The following is a 26,279-nucleotide window of genomic DNA, read 5'->3' as shown; positions in this document are numbered from 1 at the left end:
ATAGGAAGGCTAAACCATTTTACGACCACGACACGCCACGTTATGTATGTACGTCGACCTCGGTAACATTCTTGAGACTACACCAGGTGTTACGCCGGATATTCTTGACCGACTTGACAGTCGGGTCGCCACTGCACACGATCGTATCCAAACAGGGATGGAAAACGAAGAACACGGCTATGCAGCGCTCAATCTTCCAGAGACCGTTGATACAGACGAGATCAAAACTGCCGTTGATCGGTTTGACGATCCCGAGTCAATTATTACCGTTGGGATCGGTGGCAGCGCACTTGGTGCCGCAACGATCGACGCAGCGCTTTCAACACCGGATCATGCAGACACGTACTATCTGGATAACGTCGATCCGGAGGCAATCAATGCACTCCTCGAAACGATCGATCTTGAAGACACGGTTGTAAATGTTGTCTCGCGCTCTGGAACCACTGCTGAGACGCTTGCAAACTTCCTCGTCGTGCAGGAGGCAATGGCTGATGCCGATGTAGAGTGGAGCGATCGGACGGTTGTCACGACCGGTGATGAAGGAAATCTCAGAGACCTTGCAGATGCGCACGACCTCCCCGTCCTTCGTGTCCCTGATGGCGTTCCTGGGCGATTCTCTGCGCTCTCGACCGTTGGTCTGGCTGTTGCAGCACTCCAAGGCTACGATCTGGATGCAATTGTCGAGGGGGCAGCAAGCGAGGCCGACAAGCTCTCCGGATCGCTGTATGACTCACCTGCGTATGCATATGGTGCTGCAACCTATGCACTCGCTGAACGTGGTGCACTCACGAACGCACTGATGCCGTACAGTGAGGACCTTGAGTACTTCGCGGAGTGGTTTGCACAACTATGGGCAGAGAGTCTTGGCAAAGATGGCGTTGGACAGACACCAGCTCGGGCACTCGGTGCAACGGACCAACATTCCCAACTCCAACTCTACCGTGCAGGACCGCGAGACAAAGTTGTCACATTGGTCCGCCCACGTAACCGACGCGATCGACAGATTCCAGAGACTGACTTGGATGGGCTTTCGTATCTTGGTGGTTCCTCGCTCGGTGAGCTGCTTGCTGCGGAGTTCGAGGCCACCGAAGCAAGCCTTGCGGCAGCCGGTCGGCCGAATATCCGAATCGAGATCGATCGGGTGGACGAGCGTGGCATTGGTGAGCTGCTCTACGGCATGGAGGCCGCCTGTATCATGTACGGCGAACTCGCAAACGTGTCTACGTTCACACAGCCTGCTGTTGAGTGGGGTAAACGTGCGGCCCGCGGACTGCTCGGTGGCGGTGAGTTCGAGGAGGCAGCGGCAGTTGCAGACAAGCGTGAGTTGTTGATTGAGTGAGAGACGAGAAAGATCGGAGCCGCTAACACGCCACAGCACATACTACCGGGCGAATGGCGGAATCCGATGGGTCCCAGACGGTAACACGAGCGCAGACACTCATTGAGGGGATTTTAATCGTCCTCGGTGCGCTCTTTTTTGCGAGCATCGCAGTTATCGCAATCCAAGGAACCGCAGTCGATGCAGGCATATTTGATGCGGAAAGCACCGGTTCGCAGCTGCTTGGGACTGTTGTACAGTTCCTTGCGTTTGGTATTGTTGTGTTCTGGTATCTCCGAACGACCGATCGCTGGGAGACACTCAAACTCGGCGTACCAACGGCTCGCCAGTGGGGTATTGTTATTGCAGGGACGATCGGCCTGCTTGGTGCACAGATCGGGCTCACGGTGGTATTAGATACGATCGGTATCTCAACCGGTGCGAACAGAGCAGTTACCGCTGGACTCGGGAATCCTGACTACTTTCTTGCAATGATCGTTATTTCGATCCTGCTTGTTGGACCGGCAGAGGAACTCTTATTCCGAGGTGTGGTCCAAACTCGGCTTCGTGAAACATGGGGCGCGTGGCCAGCAATTTTACTGGCAACGGTTATTTTCGGCGTTATTCACCTTCCCGCAATTGTTGGTGATACTGGCCAGCAGTGGGCGACGATCGCCTTGATAACGCTCCTTGGTGTTGTCCTCGGCTACCTCTATGAACGTACGCAAAATGTTGTTGTCCCCGCACTCGTCCACGGGGTACACAACGCTGTGATATTTGGGCTACAGTATCTGTCGGCGATCGGTGTCGCCTAAGCCGTCAGTTCAGTTTGGATTCTTTCGAGTAAGCTCGCTGCCACAGATTGGACAGCGCTCGTGTTTTTCATCGTACTCTCGGCCACAGCCCGCACATTGGAAAATCCATGCGCGCTCTTCGGCGATTCCATCCTGGGCGATCACTTCGACAGCGATGCCAAGATGCTCTGCAACGTTCTGCATTGCATAGTCATCAGTGACGAGCGTTCCATCGAGTTCAAATGCTGCGGCTAACAGCCGTGTATCTGTGTCAGAAAGGACGTCTGCATCACCTGTTTCGGCTGCCGCCCGGCCGATTTTTTCCACAGTGCCCTCCGCAGGGATGTGTATGTGCATTCCAGCACCCTCATCTGCATCAAACCGGAAGGCATGTTCGCCTTCAAGCTCATCTCGAACAAGCGGGATCGAAGCCGTTGGCTCGTTGGTGTGATACTCGTGAATAAACGCGGACGAATCGAGAATATGCATTTAACGAGCAACAACAATATAATCTTTCACTGCCTGTACTGACTGGACCGGAATCTGGATCCGTCCTGTCTCGTCTGTGGAGAATCCGTGATTCGTTGGAATGATCCCCTCGTTTGGTGAGACGAGGAGATTGTCGAGCGCGCCGGTTTTCAGGTCCATCGTAATATTGTACAAATCACCAAGCTCAGTGCCGTCTGCCCCCATGACAGACTTCCCCGAGAGGTTTTCTGCGAGTATGTCGACCATATTGGGCGTATTCGGTTGAAATTATATAAACACCATGGACCGTCTGACGCAGCGACAATCTTTCTCGTGTACTCACAGTAATCGTTACGTACGTTTGAAACCCCAACTGGTGCCGAGATACCTGCTGGCCGTATATTTATCTTCTCTGATAATTAATATACAATTGGTATTACCGTGGAAGCATCATTACTGCCGATCGTTACCCTCATTTTTGCACTTGGGATTGGTGCACAAGTATTCGCGAAACGGGTACAGGTCCCCAGTGTCCTATTTTTGATTATCATCGGTGTCGCATTGGGTCCACTCGGTGTTGGACTCATCACGGTCGACACCTTCGGCGATGGGCTGTCAACGATCGTTGGATTGAGTGTCGCAATTATTGTCTTCGATGGTGCGTTCCAACTTCGTCGGAAAAAACTTGCTCGAACAAAAAACACCGTTATTGGGCTGTCAACGATCGGTGCCGCAGGGATGCTTATTGGAACTGCTCTCACCGTCCGGTTCTTTCTCGACACCTCGTGGGGGATTGCATTTGTCATTGGTGCATTATTGATTGCAACCGGCCCGACAGTCATTACACCAATCTTGGATGTGGTTCGGGTTCGTGAACACGTTCAAACTGCAATGGAGGCAGAGGGAATCATCAACGATGTTACCGCTGCGGTACTTGCGATCGTCCTCTTTGAGTTCCTTGTCTTAGAGTCAAATATCATGGGTATTCCTGGCGGACTGCTACTCCGGCTTGCAGTTGGGATCTCAATCGGCATGGGGATCGCAATTGCGGTCCGATCACTCCTTGGTTGGCTCAAGATGCCTGCAAACGATGCCCCGCAGATTGCTCGCTTTGTCGTCCTCGCGGGTGCGCTTCTTTCATACGGGCTTTCTGAAGGTGTCCTCCCTGAGACCGGCGTTGCTGCTGCTGCAGCCTGTGGATTTGTACTTGGAAACAGTGGGCTCAAACATGAAGAATCGATCGACAGCTTTGCTCGAGATCTGACACTTATCGTTCTCTCATTCGTGTTCATTTCGCTGGCTGCCTTGGTTGATTTTGATGCGTTGGTTGATTTAGGGATTGCCGGGCTTGCGGTCGTCGTTTCGGTGACATTGCTTATTCGACCGATCGCAGTCTTTCTCTCAACACGGGACCCACAGTTCAGTCGGAATGAAGTGTACTTTTTGAGCGTCGTCGGCCCACGTGGGATTATCCCTGCAAGCGTCGCGACGCTGTTTGCGATCGAACTTCAGGCCGCAGGCCAGTTTGCAGAGGCACAGACACTGGTCGGGACGATCTTTTTATTGATTTTTGTAACTGTTGTTCTTCAAGCTGGACTTGCAAGACAGATTGCAGAGTGGCTTGATGTGATTCCAATGCCTACAATACTTATCGGTGGTGGCCGGGTCGGCCGGGCACTTGCCACACGACTGGAGAACCGAGGCGAAAATGTCGTTGTCGTTGATACAAACCCCCCTGTTGTCGAACAGTTACAAGCGGATGGCTTCCATGCGATCGAGGGTGATGGAACCGATGTGTCCGTTCTCAAAGATGCTCGGATCGAGAACGCAAAGATCGTTGTTGCAGTCACCGGTGATGATAATACAAACCTGCTGATTTCACAGCTCGCAAAGACAAAATTCAATATCGCATCTGTGTTTGCTCGAGTGAATGATCCTGATAATGTAGATGCGTTTGATGCATTAGATGTGCGGGCGATCGACGCCTCGCTTGCGACGGCATGGTCGATCGACAACGAAATTGAACGGCCTGCAATTTCACACTGGATGAACGAGCTTGGTGACGGCCACGATGTCCAAGAGGTCACCGTTACCGCTGATGACCTTGTTGGCCAGAGCATTAGAGAGCTAAATGCAGAGATCCCTGATGGCTGTATTGTTGCTGTCATCGGACGAAATGGTGAAACACATGTTCCAACGGCAGATGAAGTGATCCAATCCGGCGATCGAATCACGTTCCTTGGGCAGTCAGAATCTGTCAATAAAGCCGTTCGGCGATTCCATCCCCACGAGTAACCCAGACGAGATTTTTGCCTCGGTATACGTATGCATACAACCGGTGAGTTGAAACACTTAACTCGAATGGCCGATTTTCACACAGCAAAGACTTCTTTGGGGTGTGTTCCATGTCCGACAATTCATCTTCATCACTTCGTACACCGATCGTTGCGGTCCTTGGCCACGTCGATCACGGGAAAACGAGTCTCTTAGATAAGATTCGAGGCTCTGCCGTGAGCGAGGGCGAAGCCGGCGCGATTACCCAACATATCGGTGCCACTGCCGTACCGCTTGAAACTGTCTCCGAGATGGCCGGCGATCTCGTCAAGGTCGAGGACTTCGACCTGCCTGGATTGCTCTTCATTGATACACCGGGACACCACTCGTTTTCGACGCTCCGATCGCGTGGTGGCGCGCTCGCAGACATCGCCATTCTTGTTGTCGATGTCAACGATGGCTTCCAGCCACAAACTGAGGAAGCAATTGACATTCTCAGACGGACTGGAACGCCATTTGTCGTTGCAGCAAACAAAGCCGATACAACGCCCGGGTGGAATCCGAACCCGGACTCGCCAATCAAGCCGAGCTATGATGGGCAAAGCGATAACGCTCGAAAGCGACTTGATGAGAACCTCTACCGAATTATTGGTGAGCTCTCTGATGCTGGTTTCTCGGCCGACCTCTACTGGCGGGTTCAAAATTTCCAGCGAAATATTGGTGTAATTCCAGTTTCAGCGCTCACGGGTGAGGGTGTTCCCGATCTCCTTGCTGTGTTGATGGGGCTGTCCCAGCGGTTCATGAAAGAGGAGATGGAAATCGATGTTGGCGGTCCAGGGAAAGGGACTGTCCTCGAGGTCAAAGAGGAGCGAGGGTTTGGCTCGACGCTCGATGTTGTTGTCTACGATGGGATTATCCGTGAGGGAGATACGATCGTTGTCGGTGGAAAAGACGAGCCGATCGTCACCGAAATCCGTGCACTCTTGCAGCCGCGTCCAAACGCAGAGATCCGTGTTGAGAAGCGATTCGATCGTGTCGAAGAGGTTGGCGCGGCAGCCGGTGTGAAGATCGCCGCACCGGATCTCGATGATGCGATCGCGGGTGCCCCAGTTCGAGTTGTGCGCGACCAACCGCTTGCGGATGTTATCGAAGCGGTCGAAAGCGAGCTCGCAGAGATTGAGGTCGAGACCGAAGACAACGGTGTTGTTGTCAAAGCAGACACACTTGGTAGTCTCGAAGCGATGGCAAACGCACTAAAAGAGGCAGAAGTCCCAATTCTGCGTGCCGAGGTCGGAGACATTGCCCCACGAGATGTTGCAGTCGCAGGAACCGCAAACCAGCCGGAGGAGAAAGTCATTCTTGGATTCAATGTGGACGTGCTCTCGAACGCTGAGCGAGAACTCGAGAACTCGGATGTTCGGCTGTTCAACGATGATGTCATCTACCAGCTGATTGAGGAGTATGAAGGCTTTGTTGAGGAACTCAAGCGCGCCCAACAGGAGACAATCTTGGACAAAATCGTTCGCCCGGCACGATTCCGAGTGCTCGAAGATCACGTTTTCAGACAGTCCAACCCAGCGGTGGTTGGTGTCGAGGTGATGTCCGGGACGATGAAAAACAACATGCGCGTCGTCAAATTCGAAAACAACGAGCCACAGCGTGTTGGTGAGCTTTCAGGAATCCAAGAGCAGGGAGACGACGTCTCGCAGGCTCGTGCAGGAACGCGTGTGAGCGTTGCGATCGACGGCCCAACTGTTGGCCGCCAGATCGACGAAGGTGACGAACTGTGGATCGAACTTCCTGAAAAACACGCAAAAATTCTTGAACAAGAGCTTCGAGACGAGATTCCAGCGGATGAGTTGGAGGCGCTTTCGGGCTATCTCAGCAAACAACGCAGCCGTGACCCATTCTGGGGTAAATAAAATCAGATTAAGAACCCTCATTCTACTTAATTGACGCTCTTCGATAGCTCGGCCCCCGCTTTGAATTTTACAGTGTTCGCTGTATTCCCGTCATCCACGAGATGTAAATATGAACCATCGAACGGTGTGGCTACACAGTGAATATCGGTATCACGAACTGAGGCTGTTTGAGCAACAGTTTCTGCAAACTCACTATCTGGAAGCACCCCTATTTCTTCTGCATCACGTAGCGCCCCAGAGAACAGCTGTGACCCAATGGGCAACACATCGTCTGGTAACAAGCGCTTGATTGTGTCGCCGGTAATATCTCTTCCATCTGAGAGTGAAATGTCAACGAACACCGCTTTTCCTGCACCCCCACCCCGCCCACGAGTAGCGGTTAAGACGGTTGTCGAGTTCTCATACAGACACGAATCATCGATTACCCATCCACACGAGTAGACGTATTGATCGTTGTTTTTGTGTCGTTGGACATGTAGCAATGCTGGGAACGGGCATGGGCATCCTTCCGGTTGGACGAGTACCTGACAGACAAAAGCGGATGTGGATGATGCGGACCCATACTCTCGGCCCCACTCATCTAAACGATTACCATCAATCTGTTCTCCATCGGGTGTGACGCCAATCTTTGACTTCTCGTCGGTTGCTACTGGTGGTGTGTTTATTATACCGACTCCGGCGTTCGTTTGAATCACTTCGAGGCTGCCATATGTGTGAATCGGACTTGATATCGCCGTGCTGGAGGTAGATCCCCAACAGTACACCTGATCTGCACTCGAGAGCCCTCCTCGAGAAGCGTTCTGTTCACAAGACGCATCGTCATAGTCCGCGTCGTCTTCGAAAGCCATTGAGGCTGGACTTCGCCCCCACGAGTATACTTTCCCCTCGTCATCGATTCGGCCAGTGACGAACTGGATAATTCGATCTGGGGTAATCAACTCTTCGAGTGTTGGCCCACCGCGCGGTACCCGCGCATCTGGAAGTGTAATAACCGTTCGCTCGCTTATCACCGGCTCTTCTTCGAGATACTCGTACATTGCCCGTATCTCGTCATCGCTCGCACCGGTTAGCGATTGTAACCGTTCAATTGATCGACGGAGATGCGTTTGCGAGTCGTCATCCGAGTCGGCATCATCCTCCTCAATTAACTCTTCGCTAATGCTGCTTCTTCGTTTGTTTGAGCGAACCGAGTTGTAGTCGTTAGCTTTGGCCGTAAAAGATGTGTTCGTCATCCATGCTTCAAGCTCAACCTCTCCTGAGACAAACTGTTCTTCGACACGCACAGTTGGTAGAAATAGCAGGGTGTCGTTGGGTGTCGCCGCGGTCAGGCGATCGTCTCGAACGCCCCCGAACATCGCTGCAGGGGATGCACCCGTATTCGTTGCAACAGATGCAGCACGGCCGAGACAGCCGCTCATGCTTCCAAGAGCGATGAGACCGGTTGCTGTAAGGAGATGGCGACGACTGATGTTGCCATGTAGCATGCCTTGTTCGCCACCGCCCGGTCTCTGTGGATTCATTATCGAACATGAAAAGCGAGGTGTAATGATAAGCTTTCCTATATGTCTGACAATTCACATTTTTATTGCGGCTATCAAAAATGTTTATTTTGTTGTGTATAGCTACTGAGGCCGCTCCGAGAGCGAGTTTAAGCTCTTAGTAATCACCAGTAATCAACAATAGCTTGATACTATTGAATTGAGAAGCCGATCGGTTCAGCAGTCGGTACGATCGGGCTCGCTGGGAGCTCCGTCTCGGAATCCGGATCGTTGTAGACGCTTGGGGCCACATCGTTTGGCGTATCTGGATACCACAGTGAGGCAAGCGTCTGGATGTGATCGCGCCCAACACCAAGCTCGAACTGCCCACCACCATACATTTCGATGTCATTTTCGTTGCAGTAGTCGATCGTCGCAAACAGCGACTGTAGCGAACCAAATCGAGACGGTTTGATGTTTATCCACTCCGGCTCGATCGGCATCGATTTGATATCATCGACGCTGTTGATCGGATAGTCAAACGAGAGTTGGCTCGCATACGATTCAAGGAGTGCTGTCGTCTCGGGAGTGAATGCAGCATCTTCGATGATCGTGTTCGGGAACTGTTCTACAAGCTGTTGATACAACACCGGGTCGGGCTCTTGATCGACCTCGGTTCCCTTGTACCAGCCTTTGAGATCGAAGATTCTGATGCCACCGATCGCCTGTATCTCGTCGATTATCGCGTCGTCCCACTCATCTGTCGGATCAAGCTTAAATTCAGTCTCCGGCACTGCCTCCCGGAGATCAGTGAGCCGATCGGTTGTTGGCGGCGATCCAAGCCGCGTACTCGCAACAAAACGAACGGGATTGTATGGCTTTGCAACCACGCTACCCAGATTCGTATCTGCCTGTTCAAGTGCTAGATCGAGGGCTGCACTCTCAAGAGCCCACTGTCTGTAGTTCACCGAGCCGCTTCGTTCCGGCTCTTTCGTTGGAAACAGATTCAGTTCGGAAACTGCAGCGGAGAATGTGTCGATCGTCCACTCGCCATGCAACTCATCGAATACGGTATCGGGTGCATCCGCAAGCGCTTCATGATCTGGTGTATCATACGTTACGTCTTCACCACGACCGGTGACACCAGCGCCGCTGAATTCGAATGTCGTCGTCCAGCGAACAAAATCGCTTGTTGTATCGGCTGATTGTGTTTTTCGGTCGATCGATTCGAGAGAGAGCGGGAGGTCTGCAAGGGAGTCGTAGGTCGCCATAGAACATATACTGCCGGGAATTATTTAAACAAAAGTGACTGTTACTGCGACTGTCGGGATTCGAGCTTTTGTACCCGCGTTGCGAGTGCAAAAAAGAGCGGCACAATTGTCAGTATCACCGCTCCCCACGCTGCGATTTGAAACGCATTTGCACCACCGATAATGATCGTGTCATACAGGACCGGAATCCGGGTGTGGTGTGGTTGTACCGCGAGGAAATCCGCTGCTGCAGGCTGTCCAACGATCGGAATAAAGTAGTCCACAGTCAGGTCGATCGTGTACCATGCAAGTGCGACTGCGACGGCTTTGACCGGGAAATCAGTGATTCGGTGGAGCACAAACGCTTGTACGACCATTGCGAGATGACTCACAAAGAGAAAGCCGTACATAAGCGGGCCATTGAGCCCGAAGAACGCCTCAAAAAAGGCTGCAAGCACCCATGGCGTCCATAGCCCAAGTTTAATATTGCCAAAGAATGCAAGCGCAGTCACATAGTCGTTTGATCGACCAACAGCCCAGAGTCCGAAGGCGATCGCAATAAACAGCGTCGCCATCGGGCTATCGGGGACAAAAATCCACATGCTCATTGGCGTTTCAGTGAACTGGAATCGATAGTACCAGAATCCGAACGCGGTTCCACCAATGTTGATCGCAACAATGAGCCATACGAGCCGAAGCCCGAGGTCTTCGATCGCTTTTGGAACCGGTGCGATCCACCACGGGAGAGCATCACGTGGGGGCACCTCCTGTGTACTTCCGAGGACACGAGTCATACCAGTCAGTTATCGTGACTCTGCATAGCAATGGCGATCGTACCGGTTCCCTGATGTTGATGTACTCGCGCTGAGCAGAGAGTGTATGGAACCTCCACAGACGGAACGTCGGCCGGTTACAGAGCTGCTCCACGGAACGGAGATCACTGACCCATATCGATGGCTCGAAGCACGTCCAGATGAGGATGATGCCGTTGCGGACTGGACGGATGCACAGAACGAGTACACCGATCGGCTCCTTGCTCTCGACAGCCGATCGACGCTTGAAGACCGATTCGAGACGCTCGCATCGATCGACGAGTATGGCCCACTCAACCCCGTTAATGGCCGATACTTCCAACGATTCCGCCATGCGGATATGGAACAGTCGGTGATTGCGGTTCGAGACAGTCCCGATGCAGAACCACGAGTGCTCGTTAACCCGAACGAATGGAAGGGTGACGCTACTGACTCCGTTGATTGGTACGTACCGGATGATGGTGGCGATCGGCTCGCCTATGGTGTCAGCCCTGGTGGCACTGAGAACTACGATGTCCACGTTATCGATGTTGCATCCGGCGAGGAGATCGACGTCCTCGAAGAGACTGGCCGAACACACAGTTTAGCGTGGGCGAACGATGGCTTCTACTACGTTACCACAGGCACTGCCGATGACGACAACGAAAGCGACGGCCAGCTTCAAAAAGCAGTACAGTACCACGCACTTGGCACGGACCGCACAACCGACCGAACCGTCATAGACGACGTGGGCGAAACAACCTGGCCGGGAGTGAGTACAGATGGCGACACGCTTGTGGTCACGCTTTCGGAGGGGTGGGACAGCACAGAGGTTCATTCACTCCGTGCATCCGATCCGACGAGCGACCCGCTTGAGCTGACACCGATCATAACCGAGATCGAGCAGAGTTTCATGCCTATTCTTGACGGCGAGACGCTCTATCTGCTGACTGATTACGATGCGCCTCGATCGCGGCTCCTCTCAGTGCCGGTTGCCCATGCTCTTTCCACGACCGTCGACCCAGCGACACTCACTGAGGTGCTCCCGGAGTCCGAGGGGGTCCTTCGTGGTGTAACACCAACTGAAACAAAGCTCATTGCACACTACCACGAGGATGCCTGTTCTATCCTCTCTATTCACGAAAAGGATGGCACTGAGGATTCAACGATCGACCTCCCGACAATCTGTTCGGTGGGTGGTGTGTTGGCCGATGATGAGGCGGACGAAATCTCCTATACAGTACAGAGCTTTGACCGACCAACGACCGTCCACTTCCGTACTCTCGATGACGACTCCGATCGGATCATCGCAGAAACCGCGATCTCAGTAGATGTCGATCTCACAGTAAGCCAAGCGTGGTTTACGTCTGCAGATGGGACTGACATTCCTGCCTTTGTTGTTCACGCCGAATCGATCGATTGCGATGGTAGTAACCCCACACTGCTGACCGGATACGGTGGCTTTCGCGTCAACCGAACGCCCACATTCAATCGCTTTTCGCTTCCATTTTTTGAAGCAGGTGGGGTGTACGTGCTTGCAACGCTTCGCGGTGGTAGCGAGTACGGCGAGCCGTGGCATGAGGCGGGCCGCCGCGAGCACAAACAACGCGTCTTTGATGATTTCATTGCCGTTGCAGAGGGGCTGATCGATCGAGAGTACACGAGCCCCGATCGGCTTGCGATCGCAGGCGGCTCCAATGGAGGGCTGTTGGTCGGTGCTGCGATGACACAACGACCGGAGCTGTTCGGGGCAGTGCTATGTCAAGTACCCCTGCTTGATATGCTCCGATTCTATACGTTCTTGCTTGGGGCATCGTGGACAGTTGAGTACGGCAATCCAGACGATTCGGAGGCATTCGAGTACCTTCGTGCATACTCTCCATATCATAACGTAGAGAACGTCGCATATCCAGCAACGCTCATCACGACCGCAGAAGGCGACACGCGTGTCCACCCATTCCACGCACGAAAGATGGCCGCGCGGCTTCAAGCACAGACAACTGGTGATGCGCCGATTCTGCTCCGGGTTCGAACCGACACCGGACACGGAACTGGTAAATCACGATCGATGATCGTTGACGAGCAGGCCGAACAGTGGGCATTCCTCTTTAATGCGATCGGTGTTGACCAATAGTGGTCCGGTAGCGATCCGGGTAACGATTTAATCCCCGTAGGGAGAACAGTACTGTATGAGTATGGCGACCGCTGGCTTGGAAGACGAATTCCGAAACTACGGAATCGATGTCGTAGAGGTAACTGACCCCGGCGATCGCATCGAACTAACGTACATGACCGCATTTCCTGGCTTTGAGATTCACCACTGGGAGATGGGCCGTGCGCTCAATGCGCTCATTGATTTAGAAGCCGATGGCGAGTGGGAGCCAACACGGCTTGATGCCACCGTCGTCAGAGCGCCCGGCGATCCGATGGGAACCTGGTATGCAAAACAAGCGTGGTTCGAAGGCTATGCAAACTACCGACTCTCCGATGAAGATCTGTCGGAAAAGGTGATCAGTACGGTTGAACACGTAGACGAGGAACCCTAACAGTGACTAGACGCAACCCAAAGAACTTCGCACAGAAACGGCTCAAACGACCTGCCAGAGACGCATACTCGACCCGACGCGTTGAGTTTCCAAGCCCACACGACGCAGATCCCGACGATCGAGATTTGGTTGTTGGAACGCTCTATCTGCCCGATCGGCCGAAGAAGCCGCCGCTAATCGTTATGGCTCCCGGCCTTGGAATGTGGCGAACGTTTGGCTATCCGGCATATGCCGAACGGTTTGCGAAGGCAGGCTATGCGGTGTTGTTATTCGACTACCGCCACCACAACGAGAGCGAGGGCGCCCCCCGATCGCTCATTGATGCAACAAAACAACAGCAAGACTACGAAGCGGCGATTAAAGCCGTCAAGCGACTTCACGAGGTTGATGGAAACCGGGTTGTGCTTTGGGGCTTTTCGCTTTCGGGTGGGCACGTCCTCGCCACGGCCGCCGATCGCTACGATGTGAGTGCAGTCATTGCAACGTGTCCATTCACTGATGGCCGATCGGTGATCAAAAGCAATATCAAACGCCCAAAATACTTGCTGGGCTCGATTGGACGGGGGATCCGCGATCGGCTCGGTTCATTCGTGGGATTCGGTCGGACAGTCCCAATTGTTGGCGACCCCGGTTCTGGAGCCGTTGTTGATACCCCTGGTGCGCGGCGAGAGTTCCTCGATCTGGTTGATCGGGAATCCAACTGGAACAACAAAACACCGGCAAGACTCTTCCTTTGGATTGCTCGGTATCGTCCAATCATACAAGCCTCCAATATTCGTGCTCCAACGCTGCTTATCGGTGGGACCGAAGACGAGATCACGCCCGTTGATAACGTTGCGGCCGCAGCAAACGCGATCGAAAATAGTACATTTGTCCGGTTCCCCGGCACCCATTTCAGCATCTTTGCCGAGGACTTCGAACAGACGATCGGCCATCAACTAACCTTCTTGATGGATGTGTTCTCTGACGATCGTTCCACTGGGTAGAACGATACCTGATAACCGATATTCCTTTGCGGTCGCCGTGTTGACCCTGTTATATGACTGACGCCGAGACCGACGCGAACGTTGCAGCACTTGTAACCCGCGTCAAAGATGGTGAGCTCCGACTTCACGAACTTGAACAGCATGCGGATGCAGACACGGCAACTGCGGCTCGACGAGCGCTCGTTTCCGAAGAGACCGATGCCTCTTTAGAGACGATCGGATCGTATGGCTTCCCAGCAGCGACTGCGGAACCAAACATTGAGAACATGATCGGTGCAGTACAGGTGCCGATCGGTGTCGTGGGGCCGGTCTCACTATCCGGTGGCGCATTCGAGGGAGAGTCGTATCTGCCGCTTGCGACAACGGAGGGCGCACTCCTCGCATCTGTGAACCGTGGTTGCTCGGTCATCAACCGTTCTGGTGGCGCAAACGCTCGTGTGACCAAATCGGGCATGACCCGTGCACCGGTGTTTCGCGTACGAGACGTTGTTGAAGCGGAGGCGCTCGTCTCGTGGGTTCGAGACAACAACAAGGCGCTTGTCGATGCTGCAGCCGAGACAACGAACCACGGCGAACTTCTTGACGTAACGCCGTACGTCGTCGGCAACAATGTCTATCTTCGATTCCGGTACGACACGAAAGACGCCATGGGAATGAATATGGTCACGATTGCAACAAAAGCCGCCTGCGACATCATTGAAAATGAAACTGACGCTTCGCTTGTCGCACTCTCTGGAAACATGTGCTCGGACAAAAAACCGGCTGCGGTCAATGCCGTGGAGGGCCGCGGTCGATCGGTCACGGCCGACGTAACAATCCCACGTTCGGTCGTTGAAAACTCGCTGCATACGACGCCGGAGGCGATCGCCGAAATCAACACTCGAAAGAACCTCATTGGCTCTGCAAAAGCCGCATCGCTTGGATTCAATGCCCACGTCGCAAATGTCGTTGCGGCGATGTTTCTCGCAACTGGACAGGACGAGGCACAGGTTGTAGAGGGCGCAAATGCGATTACGACAGCTGATGTGACCGCTGATGGCGACCTCTACTTCTCCGTCTCGATCGCAAGCCTGGAAGTGGGAACCGTTGGCGGTGGGACAAAGCTCCCGACACAGGCAGAAGCGCTCGACATCTTGGGTGTTCGCGGTGGTGGTGACCCCGCAGGAACGAATGCCGATGCGCTCGCCGAGTGTATCGCGACTGGTGCGGTTGCTGGTGAGCTCTCATTGCTTGCAGCGCTTGGCTCTCGACATCTCTCAAGTGCGCATGAGAGTTTAGGCCGATAGGTCGCGTCATCATTATAAAAGACGGTATTGTCCGCCGGTTTCGCTTACGTCCCCTGCTCGAACAAGCCCTTCCAGTATTTTTTCTGACGCAGATTTTGGAACGCCGTGATCGGCCGCGTACTCATGAATGTCTGCTGCTGTTGGCCGATCGCTAGCCGTCTCGATCGCATCTTGAACAATCTCTTTTCGGCTCCGCGATCGGCTTGTTCGCATCTCACCTGCCTCCGTAATTGTGTCTGCATCAAGTCCCGACTCGGTGAGATATTCGTGATCATCCACACCTGCATCCTCAACAAGCCGTTCTAACTCTGCTGTGTGTGCAACGTCCGCAAACGCCTCCGAATCTCCGTGTTTCTTTGCGAGCAGTGCCGCCCGGGCTTCCTGTGCTGCGGCTCTGTCGTCTGATTCAAAGAAATGTTTGAGCTTTTTTGTCTGGTGCTGTTTCTGACAGCGAGGGCAGGTTGCAGTTTTTGCGTGACGAGGATTAGAGAGTAGCCACATCGTATTGCACTTATTACAGCCAACGACCGCGTACATACCTGCAGTTTTCGATGGTCGGGTTTCAAGATACTGCTTGCGACGCCACAGGTTGTGTATCATTGTTTCGATAGTCAACAATTCCTGAAAAATACCTACAAGCGTGTGTCTGTACGACACTGCTATGTCAACGTCGTGGAGCCGTTCAGTTGCTCGAACAACCGCATCGGTCGTGATAGATACGGCGACCCTTGCGAATGAGCGTGAACTGACACTTGTTGCCGCTGCTGTTGCGTACTATGCGCTTGCAGCAGCGCTTCCGCTTGTTGTGCTTGTTTTTATTGGGGCCACGATCGTGGGCGCAGATCAGTTTGTCGAGCAAGCAATTGCTGCTGCGGAGCCATTCCTTTCGGAAGCAGGTGTGTCAACGCTTGAATCTGTGCTGCAAAATCAAGATGGTCGAACAGGCGTGGGGCTCTTTGGATTTCTTGCGGTTCTTTGGGGATCGTTGAAACTCTTCCGCGGCCTCTCAAAAGGTGTTGGAGAGCTCTATAGCGAAACACACGAGAACTCGCTGTTAGACCAGTTTTACGACGGTATCCTCTTGTTAGTGCTCGTTCTCACCGTGTTTTTGCTCTTTGTTGGATTTGAGACGATCGTCTCGTCAATGAGTATGATTGCCGTTGGATCGGTCTGGTCTGCCATTGGCTTTACTATTTTTCTTATGGCGATACTAAGCGCGGTATACGCGGTGTTAGCACCAATTAAAATCGGGCTCTTATCAACGGTTCCGGGTGCGATCGTGGTTGCGATCAGTTGGGTGCTTCTTCGGTACGGTGTTCTCTGGTACGTTGGCACTGCAGGCCAGTATCAGTTATACGGTGTCTTGGGCGGCATAATAGTCCTGCTGACGTGGGTCTACGCACTCTGTTTGGTATTTTTACTTGGTGCTGCGCTCAATCGGACGCTCGCACAAGACAGTCTATCTCTTGTTGGTGCCGCCGATCGCCGCAGGCCGTATATTTTTGCCCGCTCCGAACACCGTAGTGGCATGGACGTACTTCCGTACAACCCAGATAAAGAAGCAGAACCTGTCGATCGTGTCCACCTCCAACAACTCGCCGCCGGTGAAGAGATGAGCGTTCAAAGCTTCCGAATCGAACCCGGTGCAACCGTTCCTGAACATAGTCATCATCACGAGCAAACAGGGTATATTATCGAAGGAACGCTCACATTCGTTGTTGATGGAGAAGATGTCGTTGTCGGTCCCGGTGACTCATACGCAATTCCGGGTGCGGAACCACATGGAGCCGAAAACCGTGGTGATAAAGAAGTGTTTGGGCTCGATATCTTCAGCCCACCTCGGACAGATCCGGATTGGGCTGAATAAAATAGAGTATATGTTAATCGATTAACCGGAGTAGACCGCTTATGCGAGCTTTTCGATGTTTTCGACGATTTCGTCTGCGAATTCGCTGGTTGCGAGTTTCTCGCCGCCCTCAATCTGTCGGTGGAGGTCGTAGGTGACGTTTCCGGAGGAGATTGTCTCTTCGACAGCGTCACGAACGAGCTGTGCGGCGTCTTTCCAGCCCATGTAATCGAGCATCTCGCGGCCCGAAAGGATCATTGCGGTTGGGTTGACTTTGTCTTGGCCTGCATATTTCGGTGCAGAGCCGTGGACTGGCTCTGCGAGACAGCGACCGTGACCGAAGTTTGCACCAGGTGCAATGCCGAGGCCACCGATCTGCGCACCGGCTGCATCGGACATGTAGTCACCGTTCAGGTTCATTGTCGCGATGACATCGTAGTCTCCTGTTCGAGTGAGAAGCTGCTGGAGCATGTTGTCTGCAATACGGTCTTTGACAACAACCGTGTCAGCGGGCTGTTCGCCATCGTACTCGTCCCAGAGGGTATCCTCTGAAATGACGTTGTCGCCGTACTCCTCATCTGCAAGCTCATAGCCCCAATCACGGAAGGCACCCTCGGTGAACTTCATGATGTTGCCTTTGTGAACGAGCGTTACGGATGGGCGATCGTTTGCAATCGCGTAGTCGATCGCCTCACGAATAAGTCGTTTCGAACCAAATTCGGTAATCGGCTTAATACCGATTCCAACGGGGCCATCGTGGATTGTTGAGTCGAATCCCATCTCGTCTTCAACGAATGCTTTGACCTGTTCGACTTCATCAGTACCCGCTTCCCACTCAATTCCGGCGTACACATCCTCGGTGTTCTCTCGGAAGGTGACCATATCCATTGCCTCTGGATTTGTAACCGGCGATGGGACACCGTTGAGGTGGTAGGTTGGACGAACGTTTGCGTAGAGATCAAGCTTTTTACGCAGTGCAACGTTCAGGCTACGGAAGCCAGCACCAACTGGCGTTGTGAGTGGTCCCTTGATCGCAACGCGGTGTTCTCGGATTGCATCAACGGTCTCCTGTGGGAGGTTCTCCTCGTATTTTTCCCGTGCGGACTCACCAGCGTAGACACGCATCCATGCAATCGATCGCCCGGTTGCCTCTGCGGCTGCATCGAGTACCTTCTGAGCGGCTGGACCAACGTCGGTTCCGATTCCGTCGCCGTGGATGATTGGAATAATCGGGTTGTCAGGAACGTTCAGTTTGCCCGTCTCCTCGTCAGCGAGCGTGATCTTCTCGCCGTCTTCAGGAACTTCGATCAGTTCGTTGCTCATAAACATTCACGAGTTTTTACGGCATCCTAAAAGGCCTGCCGTTATTGCTCTGTCTCATGTGTGAACAATAGTCACAGCCGAGCGAGGGCGACGGTATATGTGTCTCCACGACGTACGACGGCTATGAAACGCGGGGCAAAAATAGCGATCGGTGCGGCAGTTGCGGCAGCGGCGACATGGGTCGGATGGGGCGTCTACTCATCTCGAACAACAGCACAGGTAGCGTACGAAGTTGTTGGAACAGCCAACGGTGTTGAACGGCGTCGATATCCTGCGCTTGTTACTGTTGAAACCACTGCTGAGGACCGATCGACTGCATTTAGACGACTGTATCGGTACATTACGGGCGCAAATGATGGTGGCACAGAGATTGCGATGACTGCACCTGTCCGAACCGCAGGTGAACGCATGGAGATGACCGCGCCGCTTCGAACCGAGTCTGCAGGCTCTGGTGTTCGCATGGCGTTCTATCTTCCTGCATCATATGCTCCTGAAACTGCCCCAACACCAACGGAAGTCGGTGTCTCGCTCACGGTTGAAGCCCCACGTGAGATTGCCGTGTATCAATTCAGTTGGTATGCAACAGGCGATCGGATCAAACGAGCAACTGACCACCTCCTCTCAACATTGGAAGAGAACGGTATCAGACCGACCGGGAAACCGTTCATGATGCAGTACAATGCGCCATGGACGCCACCGTTCTTACGGCGACATGAAGTTGCCGTCCCGATCGAACCGTAGTAACCCGTCCCGGATCGCCGGGTTCCGTGGCTTTTATTCAATTGCTATCGGTGCCTCCAGTATGCGAGTTATTGTACACGGCGGTGCTGGTGGTATTCCTGAGGAACCTGACACACGACAGAAGGTGCTAGATGACGCTGCCAACGCAGGTGCAGCTACGTCGGATCCGCTTGACGCGGTCGAAAGCGCACTCAAAGTGCTTGAGTCGAATGATCGGTTCAACGCTGGCTACGGCGGTGCCATTCAGTCGGATGGCGTCGTTCGCACTGACGCGGGTATTATGCGAAGCGATCGGGAAGCAGGCGCTGCAACCTCAATGGCGGGTATTGAACATGCAATCTCCGTCGCTCGTGTTGTCCTCGAAGAGACACCACATGTGCTCATTGCTGGCGATCACGCTGTTGACCTCGCGTCGGATTTCGGCATTGAAACAGGCGTTGAGCTCCGAACCGAGAAAACAACCGCCCGGTTTACGGAAGAAAATCCACCGCAAGGGTCACCTCGTGAGCACCTCCAATGGCTCGAAACACGGTTTGGTACCGGTGCAGATCAAGCGGGTGGATCAACAGCAACACCGCACGACAAACATGCACCTGATCACGATACGGTTGGTGCTGTCGCATACGATGGAACGATGTTTGTTGCGGCGACCTCTACTGGTGGTCGATCGTTCGCACTTGCAGGCCGTGTGGGCGATGTTCCACAGATTGGCTCCGGATTCTATGCGTCTCCTGCTGGTGGGGCAAGTTCCACTGGCGCTGGCGAAGATATTGCAAAGACAACGCTCACTCGGCGTGCTGTTCGTCATCTCGAACGAGGAATGGATGCACAGACTGCAGCAGACCTTGCGATCGAAGAGTTTGGTGAACTCACCGGCTCATCCGCAGGCGTGATTGTCCTTGATGACTCCGGCGCAGGCAGTGCATTCAACAGCGATGGGATGCAGACTAGTGTTGCTCAAAAATAATGTTACTCACTGATCAATCGTCTCTCTGACGTATATCTCATCCAAATTAATCGTTGGCTCGCGCCGATCCGATCTGTCCGGTGCTGGTTCTGTTTCAACATTCGGCGCGGCAGCCTGTGTGCGTTCCATCAACCGTTCATGCGTGCTCAGTTCGTCTTCATCATCCGAGGTTTGTTGTGTATATGAGCCGTCCGCATGCATTACCCAGCGCTTTCTAGTATCCGAGAGCATTATTTCTAAGATGTCGTCCAGTTCGTCTTTGTGTTCCGGATCTGTTACTGGCGTTACGGCTTCGACCCGTCGATCCAGGTTTCGCGTCATCCAATCTGCTGACCCAAGGTAATGTTCCGGCTCACCATCATTCTCGAATCGGAAAATCCGTGAGTGCTCCAGAAACCGCCCAACAACGCTGTGGACGCGCACAGTTTCGCTCACATCTTCGATACCTGGCCGGAGGCGACAGATACCACGGCAGATGAGGTCTATCTCAACACCGGCCATAGAGGCCTCGTAGAGTTCGCTCACGATCTGTGGATCCTCGATCGCATTCATTTTTGCCGTGATTCGTGCCGCTTTTCCAGCCTCCGCGTTCATTCGTTCACGGCGAATGAGTTCGGTCATCCGATCACGAAGCGTCTCCGGTGCAACCAACAGCTTTCGATACGTCTCCTGTCGGGAGTGACCGGTAAATGAATTAAATAGTCTGACAAGGTCTTGTCCAATATCTCGGTCCGCCGTAAAGAGGCCAAGATCAACATACGACTTCGCCGTTTCTGAGTGATAGTTTCCAGTCGCAATGTGTGAGTACAGCGTCACGCCATCATCTGAGCCCTCGTCACGAACCGCAAGCGCAACCTTGCTGTGCGTTTTTAATCCGATCGTTCCGTATGCAACGTGGATTCCCTCTTCTTCGAGCCGTTTGACCCATCGCAGGTTGTTCTCCTCATCGAACCGAGCTTTCAACTCAACCATCACCGCAACCTGCTTGCCGTTCTTTGCGGCTTCGATCAAACTGTTGACCACCTGTGAGTCTGGCGCAGTTCGATAGATTGCAGCCTTGATTGCAAGCGTATCAGGGTCATGTGCAACGGTGTCAAGAAACGTTTGCACTGTTGTCGAAAAAGAGTGATATGGATGATGGACGAGAATATCTTTTTTCGAGATTTCCTCAAAGAGCGTCTCTGGAGTCTCCTCATCGACACTGCTGAACCGTGGATGTGGCTGTGGTGTCCATGGCTCAACTTTGAGGGCTGGTCGATCGAGTTCGAGCAGGTGCCAGAAATCCTCAACTGCAAGCGGCTCGATACGCTCAAACACCTCTTTGGGATCGAGCGCTAACTGTTCGATAAGTAGCTCTTTGACGTTCTCGGGCATATCTGCGGCCACTTCGAGCCGAACAACCGTCGCAAACCGACGCTGTCTGAGAACGTCTTCAATCATCTCGATAAGGCCTTCTGCAACGTCCTCATTTCGTCGTACCTCCGCATTCCGGGTCACACGGAACGTTGAGGCATCCACAACATCCACGTTCGGGAACAACAGATCAAGGTTGTGTTCGACCACCTGTTCGATCGGTACAAATCGGGCCGTCTCAATTTCTGAAATATCTCCTGTATGTGGTGACTCAACAGGAACGAGCCGTGGGCGATTTTTTGGGATTTTCACTCGAGAAAACTTCGTTTCCTCTCCATCTTGTTCTGTGACCACTGCAAGCGAGAGACTCAGATTTGAAATGAACGGAAACGGGTGAGCTGGATCAAATGTCAGCGGTGTGAGTGTGGGGAGGATCGATCGCTCAAAATATGATCGAAGCGATTGCTGTGTCTCTGCCGAAAGGGCTGTGTAGTCTGTGATTTCGATTCCCTCCTCCGCAAGCGCAGGCAGTATCTCATGTTGAAAACAGCTCACATGGGTATTGAGTAGCTGCCGACTGAATTCTAAGACCTCTTCCCACTGTTCAGTTGGTGTTCGGCCATCAACCGTCTGTTCTGTCACGCCGGCTGCGATCTGCTGTTTGAGCCCTCCGACACGTTTCATAAAGAACTCGTCCATATTCCCAGTGAGGATTGCGAGGAACTTCAACCGCTCAAGTAGCGGATTTCTTTCATCGAGTGCCTCCGTAAGCACACGCCATTGAAACGAAAGTTCGCTTAGCTCACGATTGAGATAGAATGTTGAATCATCGAGCGGGAGGTCAGGTGATACGGTCCTGTCTGACTCACGGACGATCGGCGGAATCTGTGCTGGCTCACGTTCTCTCTGTGCCTGCAACTGACCATTGTCTACTTGTCCGTCTGCGGGGTCTCCATGTTCGCCTTCGTCTTCTTTGGAGGTCATGTCGATGCGTATTCTAGGGCGTTTGTGCTGGTGGCGAGACGAATTTTTTGTCTGGCCGCTCTTGGATCGTTTCTGTTGCGTTGTACTGAATGATCTTGTCAGCACGCCAGTCGTACGCCGTGAGTGTGCCGCCGTACACACAGCCGGTATCAAGCCCGACTGCATGCGCTCTCACAATCGGGCGCTCGAGGACGGTATGACCGAAAAAGACACGCTGTGGGCCTGCATATTTGTCGAACCAAAATGGCCGGTCGTAGCTTCCGCCCGGCACAAGTGAGCGGGTGTTCTGTAGATCATCGACATCGTGATCAGCCAGCGGCTTTCGCGGATCAATTCCACCGTGAACGATCAACGTGTCCGCAAATGAAATCGCAACCGGAAGCGACTGAATCCATGCCAGATCATCCGTAGTCAACTCTGGAAGGGATTTTGTGCCACGAAGGAGTTTCTCCTCGTTGTTCCCCCGAACTGAGAAGATGTTCGGACTGTCTCGAACCAACTCTATGACCCCCGCGCTGTCTGGACCTTTTCGAACGAGGTCGCCAACAACGACAACAAGGTCTGTTGCGGTTACATTGAGCTGTTCGAGAAGGTCAGTAAATTCATCAAGACACCCGTGTACGTCTCCGACTATGTAGACATCCTCCCAGTTGTCAGGATCCAGTCGTTGGTGCTGTGACTCGATCGTTGCGCTGAATTCAGGAATCGCCATTCGTTATCTCAGTATGGGTTTCAAATGGATAAACAATTGCTAAGAGTATGTTATATGTCTATATAGACCACACCAAAATCGAGTTTGAAAGACAGACCATCGAACTCCCGCAACTTCTTTGCCGTCCTCTTGCAAATTCACCTCATATGAGCATTGGACCGCTTGATGATGATGCAGTTGACAGCTACAGAGAGGCAGGAGCGATCCTCTCTGATGTAATGAATGAAGCCCGAGCGATGGTTGAGCCGGGAACCACCCATTTAGAGGTTGCAGCGTACGCGGAAGATTACATCCGAGAAGAGGGTGCTGGACTTGCCTTCCCTGTTAACATCAGTATTGATGCGGAAGCGTCACACGCGACGCCTGGGCGTGACGATGAAACCGTATTTGGTGAGGAGATGGTTTGTTTAGACATCGGCGTTCATGTCAATGGCTACATTGCAGACGCTGCCGTCACCGTTGACCATTCTGGGACACCAGACCTCGCTGATGCCGCAGAGGAGTCGCTTGCAGCGGCCGTTGATGCGGTTGCTCCGGGCGTCGAAGTCGGCTACATTGGTGGCGAAATCGAAGACGTCATTACGAGCTATGGATACACTCCAGTTCTCAACCTCACTGGCCACGGCGTCCAGCAGTATGACGCGCACACGGGTCCAAATATTCCAAACCGTGGTGTCGAACGGAGCGTTGAATTGGAGGTTGGGCAAGTGATTGCGATCGAACCGTTCGCAACAGATGGCCGCGGGAAGGTAACTGAAGGGACGGATGAAGAGATCTACGAGCAGGTTGGAAGCGGCTCTGTCCGCGATCGACGCGCGCGCAAAGTCTTAGAAGAGATCGAAGCATTCGAAAACCTTCCATTTGCTGCTCGATGGCTTGACAACTCCCGTGCGGATATTGCACTCCGTCGCCTCAAAATGGCAAACATCGTCAAAGGCTATCCAGTATTAAAAGAAGATGACGGGCAGCTTGTGAGCCAAGCAGAGCATACACTCATTGTCACTGAGGATGGCTGTGAGGTCACAACCGCAGGGATTCACAGCTTCGATTAGCCCCGCAGTGACGGAATAGCTATCAAACCCGCTGCAAACTGTTTGACATGGAACCGCTGTTTGCACCGTGGCGAATTGAGTGGATCAAGCGTGAGCGCGACCCGATCGATGGCTGTCCGTTCTGTGTCCTCCCGGAGGAAGCGGATGACCGGTCGAACCGGATTGTTGCGCGGAGTGAACATAGCTTTGTTCTGTTGAACAATTATCCGTACAATCCGGGGCATGTGATGGTCATTCCACGACAACACACTGGCAAGTACACCGATCTTTCTGAAACGGAGGTTCTCGATCATGCGCTGTTACAACAGCGAACATTGGAGGCAATCGAGTCCGGAATGGGGTCAGAAGGCGTCAATACCGGGCTAAATCTTGGGCCTGCAGCAGGGGGTTCGATCGGTGACCATCTTCATACGCATGTCGTCCCACGCTGGCGCGGTGATACGAACTTCATGCCCGTTCTGAGCGACACAAAAGTGATCGTCCAAGCGCTAGAAGAGACGTATACACAGCTCTATGCAGCATTCGCAGCACTAGATGAGGCAATCGTTCCGGACGTAACAGACGATGAAACCGAACCGACGGCTGCTGTTCACTTTTCGTTTGATCTATAGTTGGACACGCTCGTAGCAACAGCTATGGAACCGCTTGACACTCCCGTTTTGGACAACCACATGCATCTTGACCTCGAACACGGGCAAGGGCTCTCCGCTGTGAACGATTTCGTTCATATGGGTGGGACACACCTGTTGGTCGTCAACAAACCATCATGGCACCTCGGTGTTGAGGCTGATGAGCCCGCAGCGTTTGCACACGTGTTCGAAACCACCATCGATGCGGTCGCAGACGCAACCGAGCTTCTTCCAGGCCGCGGCTGGCCCGTCCTTGGTGTACACCCCGGACTGATATCTCGACTCGTCGACGAGCGTGGGTTTACACCCGAGGATGCAGAATCGCTCATGAGAGGTGCGATCGATGTTGCCGCGACATATGTCGATCGTGGCGACGCGCTTGCGCTAAAATCCGGTCGGCCGCACTACGAGGTTACGGATGCGGTGTGGGAGGCGTCGAACAACGTGATGAAACATGCGTTCAAGCGTGGCGCAGAGCTGGATTGTGCGGTGCAACTGCACACAGAGGCATCGGAGGATTTGACTGAGATCACAGCGTGGGCCGCCGATCGCGGCCTGTCACCACACAAAGTTGTCAAGCATTACGCAGGGGGGAGACTGGCCGGCCCTACGCCAAGCGTGATGAGCAACAAATCGGATATTGAGACTGCGGCAACCGAGGACGCGCCGTTCTTGATGGAGACTGATTTCATTGATGATCCCGATCGCCCCGGGGCAGTGCTCGGATTAAAAACGGTTCCACGGCGTGTTCGATGGCTGCTTGGAGAAGGGTATGATGAAGCTGTGCGGAATGCACACATTGACACACCAAAAAAGGTATATGATATCAATACAGAGGGGACTCTCGGCTAGCGGTTTTAGTGAGTGTCTGAGACACCCTCGCGTACACCGGCAAAGAGGAAAGGCATTTGAGTACAGCGTGGAACGTTCAAAACATGAGTGACGAGCCCGCCGAAACGTTCTACTCGGAAGAACGATGGCAAAACTGGCTAACCCGTGTCGAAGAAGAAGAGCTTGATCCGGAGAACGAAGACTCAGCACGACTGCTGATTAATCTGCAAGATGATGCTGCAATCGCTGTCGTCAAGGTGTTGACTGCATTCGATGACGATCGAATTGATGAGGAGCTTGCTGTTTCGAAACTCGGAGAAATCCGTGAAATCGTTCTCGCACAGGTCGAATTCGAGGATGAAGAGAAGACGATACTTATTGATGGCGTTCAGACAAGCCTTGTTCCTGTCTTTTACGCTGCAGAGGAGTTCATTATCGCAGGCGAAAGCGGTGACGCACCGGTTGATGAGTATATTGCAGCCGCAGCAGACGCAGAAGCAAGCGAAGAGCTTGATGCCGCACTGAGCTATATTGTGCAGGCTGGCACGCTGATTATTGCTGGCGAGGAACTGGATATGTCGATCGCCGAAGAACTCGAATACGGGCTTGTTGCAGAGTGGGTCAACGGACTTGACAGCCTCCAAAGCGCACTGAGCGATCCGGAAGTCGTTGAAGAAGACTAATACTACGGTGCGTAACAGGGTACCAGTACTCCACCGTCGGGCGAC

Annotated in this window: 24 protein-coding genes and 1 pseudogene; 16 read left to right on the top strand and 9 right to left on the bottom strand. The window is 53.2% G+C overall.

From position 1 onward, the window contains the following. Positions 1–46: 46 nt before the first annotated feature. Positions 47–1,339, top strand: coding sequence for a glucose-6-phosphate isomerase (locus tag AArcSt2_RS07180; RefSeq protein ID WP_174652194.1), 1,293 nt, complete (start codon positions 47–49; stop codon positions 1,337–1,339). Positions 1,340–1,392: 53 nt separating this feature from the next. Then, positions 1,393–2,133 carry a CPBP family intramembrane glutamic endopeptidase gene (locus AArcSt2_RS07175; protein WP_250583556.1) on the top strand — a complete coding sequence of 247 codons (741 nt, stop codon included), beginning with the start codon at positions 1,393–1,395 and terminating at the stop codon, positions 2,131–2,133. A 9-nt stretch (positions 2,134–2,142) separates the two neighbouring features. On the opposite strand, the gene AArcSt2_RS07170 is transcribed toward AArcSt2_RS07175, so the two are convergent. Then, the gene (locus AArcSt2_RS07170; protein WP_174652192.1) at positions 2,143–2,601 is read right to left on the bottom strand and encodes an NOB1 family endonuclease; all 459 of its coding nucleotides are present in this window, start codon (positions 2,599–2,601) and stop codon (positions 2,143–2,145) included. Beyond that, complete coding sequence (locus AArcSt2_RS07165; protein WP_174652191.1) at positions 2,602–2,847, bottom strand: PRC-barrel domain-containing protein; 246 nt, start codon at positions 2,845–2,847, stop codon at positions 2,602–2,604. 195 nt (positions 2,848–3,042) lie between these two features. On the opposite strand from AArcSt2_RS07165, the gene AArcSt2_RS07160 reads away from it, so the two are divergent. Both AArcSt2_RS07160 and infB read left to right on the top strand, forming a co-directional pair. Continuing rightward, positions 3,043–4,875, top strand: coding sequence for a cation:proton antiporter domain-containing protein (locus tag AArcSt2_RS07160; protein ID WP_250583795.1), 1,833 nt, complete (start codon positions 3,043–3,045; stop codon positions 4,873–4,875). Positions 4,876–4,985: 110 nt separating this feature from the next. Beyond that, positions 4,986–6,776 (top strand): translation initiation factor IF-2, encoded by a 1,791-nt coding sequence (gene infB, locus AArcSt2_RS07155; protein ID WP_174652190.1) that lies wholly within the window; start codon positions 4,986–4,988, stop codon positions 6,774–6,776. A gap of 26 nt (positions 6,777–6,802) precedes the next feature. Here the strand turns inward: infB and AArcSt2_RS07150 are convergent, their stop codons facing one another. The 3 genes from AArcSt2_RS07150 to AArcSt2_RS07140 form a co-directional block, all read right to left on the bottom strand. Then, positions 6,803–8,296 carry a hypothetical protein gene (locus tag AArcSt2_RS07150; protein ID WP_250583555.1) on the bottom strand — a complete coding sequence of 498 codons (1,494 nt, stop codon included), beginning with the start codon at positions 8,294–8,296 and terminating at the stop codon, positions 6,803–6,805. A 170-nt stretch (positions 8,297–8,466) separates the two neighbouring features. Beyond that, positions 8,467–9,525, bottom strand: coding sequence for an enolase-like domain-containing protein (locus AArcSt2_RS07145; RefSeq protein ID WP_174652188.1), 1,059 nt, complete (start codon positions 9,523–9,525; stop codon positions 8,467–8,469). A 41-nt stretch (positions 9,526–9,566) separates the two neighbouring features. Beyond that, entirely contained in the window at positions 9,567–10,298 is a 732-nt protein-coding gene (locus AArcSt2_RS07140) for a DUF1405 domain-containing protein (RefSeq protein ID WP_174652187.1), read from the bottom strand. A gap of 85 nt (positions 10,299–10,383) precedes the next feature. Between AArcSt2_RS07140 and AArcSt2_RS07135 the strand changes: the two genes are divergently transcribed. The 4 genes from AArcSt2_RS07135 to hmgA are packed head-to-tail and all read left to right on the top strand — an operon-like array spanning position 10,384 to position 15,113. Beyond that, a complete protein-coding gene (locus tag AArcSt2_RS07135; protein ID WP_250583554.1) occupies positions 10,384–12,429 on the top strand; it encodes a prolyl oligopeptidase family serine peptidase in 2,046 nt (681 codons plus the stop codon). A gap of 55 nt (positions 12,430–12,484) precedes the next feature. Then, positions 12,485–12,841 (top strand): DUF8159 domain-containing protein, encoded by a 357-nt coding sequence (locus AArcSt2_RS07130; RefSeq protein WP_174652185.1) that lies wholly within the window; start codon positions 12,485–12,487, stop codon positions 12,839–12,841. Positions 12,842–12,843: 2 nt separating this feature from the next. Continuing rightward, positions 12,844–13,827 (top strand): alpha/beta hydrolase, encoded by a 984-nt coding sequence (locus AArcSt2_RS07125; RefSeq protein WP_250583553.1) that lies wholly within the window; start codon positions 12,844–12,846, stop codon positions 13,825–13,827. Positions 13,828–13,880: 53 nt separating this feature from the next. Continuing rightward, a complete protein-coding gene (gene hmgA / locus AArcSt2_RS07120; protein WP_250583552.1) occupies positions 13,881–15,113 on the top strand; it encodes a hydroxymethylglutaryl-CoA reductase (NADPH) in 1,233 nt (410 codons plus the stop codon). A 12-nt stretch (positions 15,114–15,125) separates the two neighbouring features. Here the strand turns inward: hmgA and AArcSt2_RS07115 are convergent, their stop codons facing one another. Beyond that, positions 15,126–15,650: a DUF5817 domain-containing protein gene (locus AArcSt2_RS07115; protein WP_250583793.1), complete on the bottom strand. Its 525-nt coding sequence runs from the start codon at positions 15,648–15,650 to the stop codon at positions 15,126–15,128. Positions 15,651–15,774: 124 nt separating this feature from the next. Here AArcSt2_RS07115 and AArcSt2_RS07110 point away from each other — a divergent pair. Next, positions 15,775–16,557 (top strand): annotated as a pseudogene (locus tag AArcSt2_RS07110) (YihY/virulence factor BrkB family protein); the annotation flags it as partial. Between the two features lie 84 nt (positions 16,558–16,641). After that, the gene (locus AArcSt2_RS07105) at positions 16,642–16,980 is read left to right on the top strand and encodes a cupin domain-containing protein (RefSeq protein WP_250583791.1); all 339 of its coding nucleotides are present in this window, start codon (positions 16,642–16,644) and stop codon (positions 16,978–16,980) included. Between the two features lie 39 nt (positions 16,981–17,019). Here the strand turns inward: AArcSt2_RS07105 and icd are convergent, their stop codons facing one another. Then, positions 17,020–18,282: an isocitrate dehydrogenase (NADP(+)) gene (gene icd, locus AArcSt2_RS07100; protein WP_250583551.1), complete on the bottom strand. Its 1,263-nt coding sequence runs from the start codon at positions 18,280–18,282 to the stop codon at positions 17,020–17,022. Positions 18,283–18,405: 123 nt separating this feature from the next. Between icd and AArcSt2_RS07095 the strand changes: the two genes are divergently transcribed. Together AArcSt2_RS07095 and AArcSt2_RS07090 are read left to right on the top strand one after the other, a co-directional pair. Next, positions 18,406–19,023: an SOUL family heme-binding protein gene (locus AArcSt2_RS07095; RefSeq protein ID WP_250583550.1), complete on the top strand. Its 618-nt coding sequence runs from the start codon at positions 18,406–18,408 to the stop codon at positions 19,021–19,023. Between the two features lie 61 nt (positions 19,024–19,084). Continuing rightward, a complete protein-coding gene (locus tag AArcSt2_RS07090) occupies positions 19,085–19,990 on the top strand; it encodes an isoaspartyl peptidase/L-asparaginase (RefSeq protein ID WP_250583549.1) in 906 nt (301 codons plus the stop codon). A gap of 6 nt (positions 19,991–19,996) precedes the next feature. Here AArcSt2_RS07090 and ppk1 read toward each other — a convergent pair whose 3' ends face one another. Further along, positions 19,997–22,327, bottom strand: coding sequence for a polyphosphate kinase 1 (gene ppk1 / locus AArcSt2_RS07085; protein ID WP_250583548.1), 2,331 nt, complete (start codon positions 22,325–22,327; stop codon positions 19,997–19,999). Positions 22,328–22,340: 13 nt separating this feature from the next. Next, positions 22,341–23,039 (bottom strand): metallophosphoesterase family protein, encoded by a 699-nt coding sequence (locus tag AArcSt2_RS07080; protein WP_174652173.1) that lies wholly within the window; start codon positions 23,037–23,039, stop codon positions 22,341–22,343. Positions 23,040–23,185: 146 nt separating this feature from the next. Here AArcSt2_RS07080 and map point away from each other — a divergent pair, with 146 nt between their 5' ends. The 4 genes from map to AArcSt2_RS07060 all read left to right on the top strand — a co-directional run bounded on the left by map (position 23,186) and on the right by AArcSt2_RS07060 (position 26,234). Continuing rightward, on the top strand, positions 23,186–24,091 hold the full coding sequence (gene map / locus AArcSt2_RS07075; protein WP_250583547.1) for a type II methionyl aminopeptidase: 906 nt from the start codon (positions 23,186–23,188) through the stop codon (positions 24,089–24,091). Positions 24,092–24,138: 47 nt separating this feature from the next. Then, positions 24,139–24,702 (top strand): HIT family protein, encoded by a 564-nt coding sequence (locus AArcSt2_RS07070; protein ID WP_250583546.1) that lies wholly within the window; start codon positions 24,139–24,141, stop codon positions 24,700–24,702. 24 nt (positions 24,703–24,726) lie between these two features. Continuing rightward, complete coding sequence (locus AArcSt2_RS07065) at positions 24,727–25,572, top strand: TatD family hydrolase (RefSeq protein ID WP_174652170.1); 846 nt, start codon at positions 24,727–24,729, stop codon at positions 25,570–25,572. Positions 25,573–25,655: 83 nt separating this feature from the next. After that, on the top strand, positions 25,656–26,234 hold the full coding sequence (locus AArcSt2_RS07060; RefSeq protein ID WP_174652169.1) for a DUF2150 family protein: 579 nt from the start codon (positions 25,656–25,658) through the stop codon (positions 26,232–26,234). The last annotated feature ends 45 nt before the right edge of the window (positions 26,235–26,279 follow it).

Origin of the sequence: Natronocalculus amylovorans, assembly GCF_023638035.1 — an archaeon.
GTDB classification, from domain to species: domain Archaea; phylum Halobacteriota; class Halobacteria; order Halobacteriales; family Haloferacaceae; genus Natronocalculus; species Natronocalculus amylovorans.
This window is presented reverse-complemented; position numbering and strand designations above follow the sequence as displayed.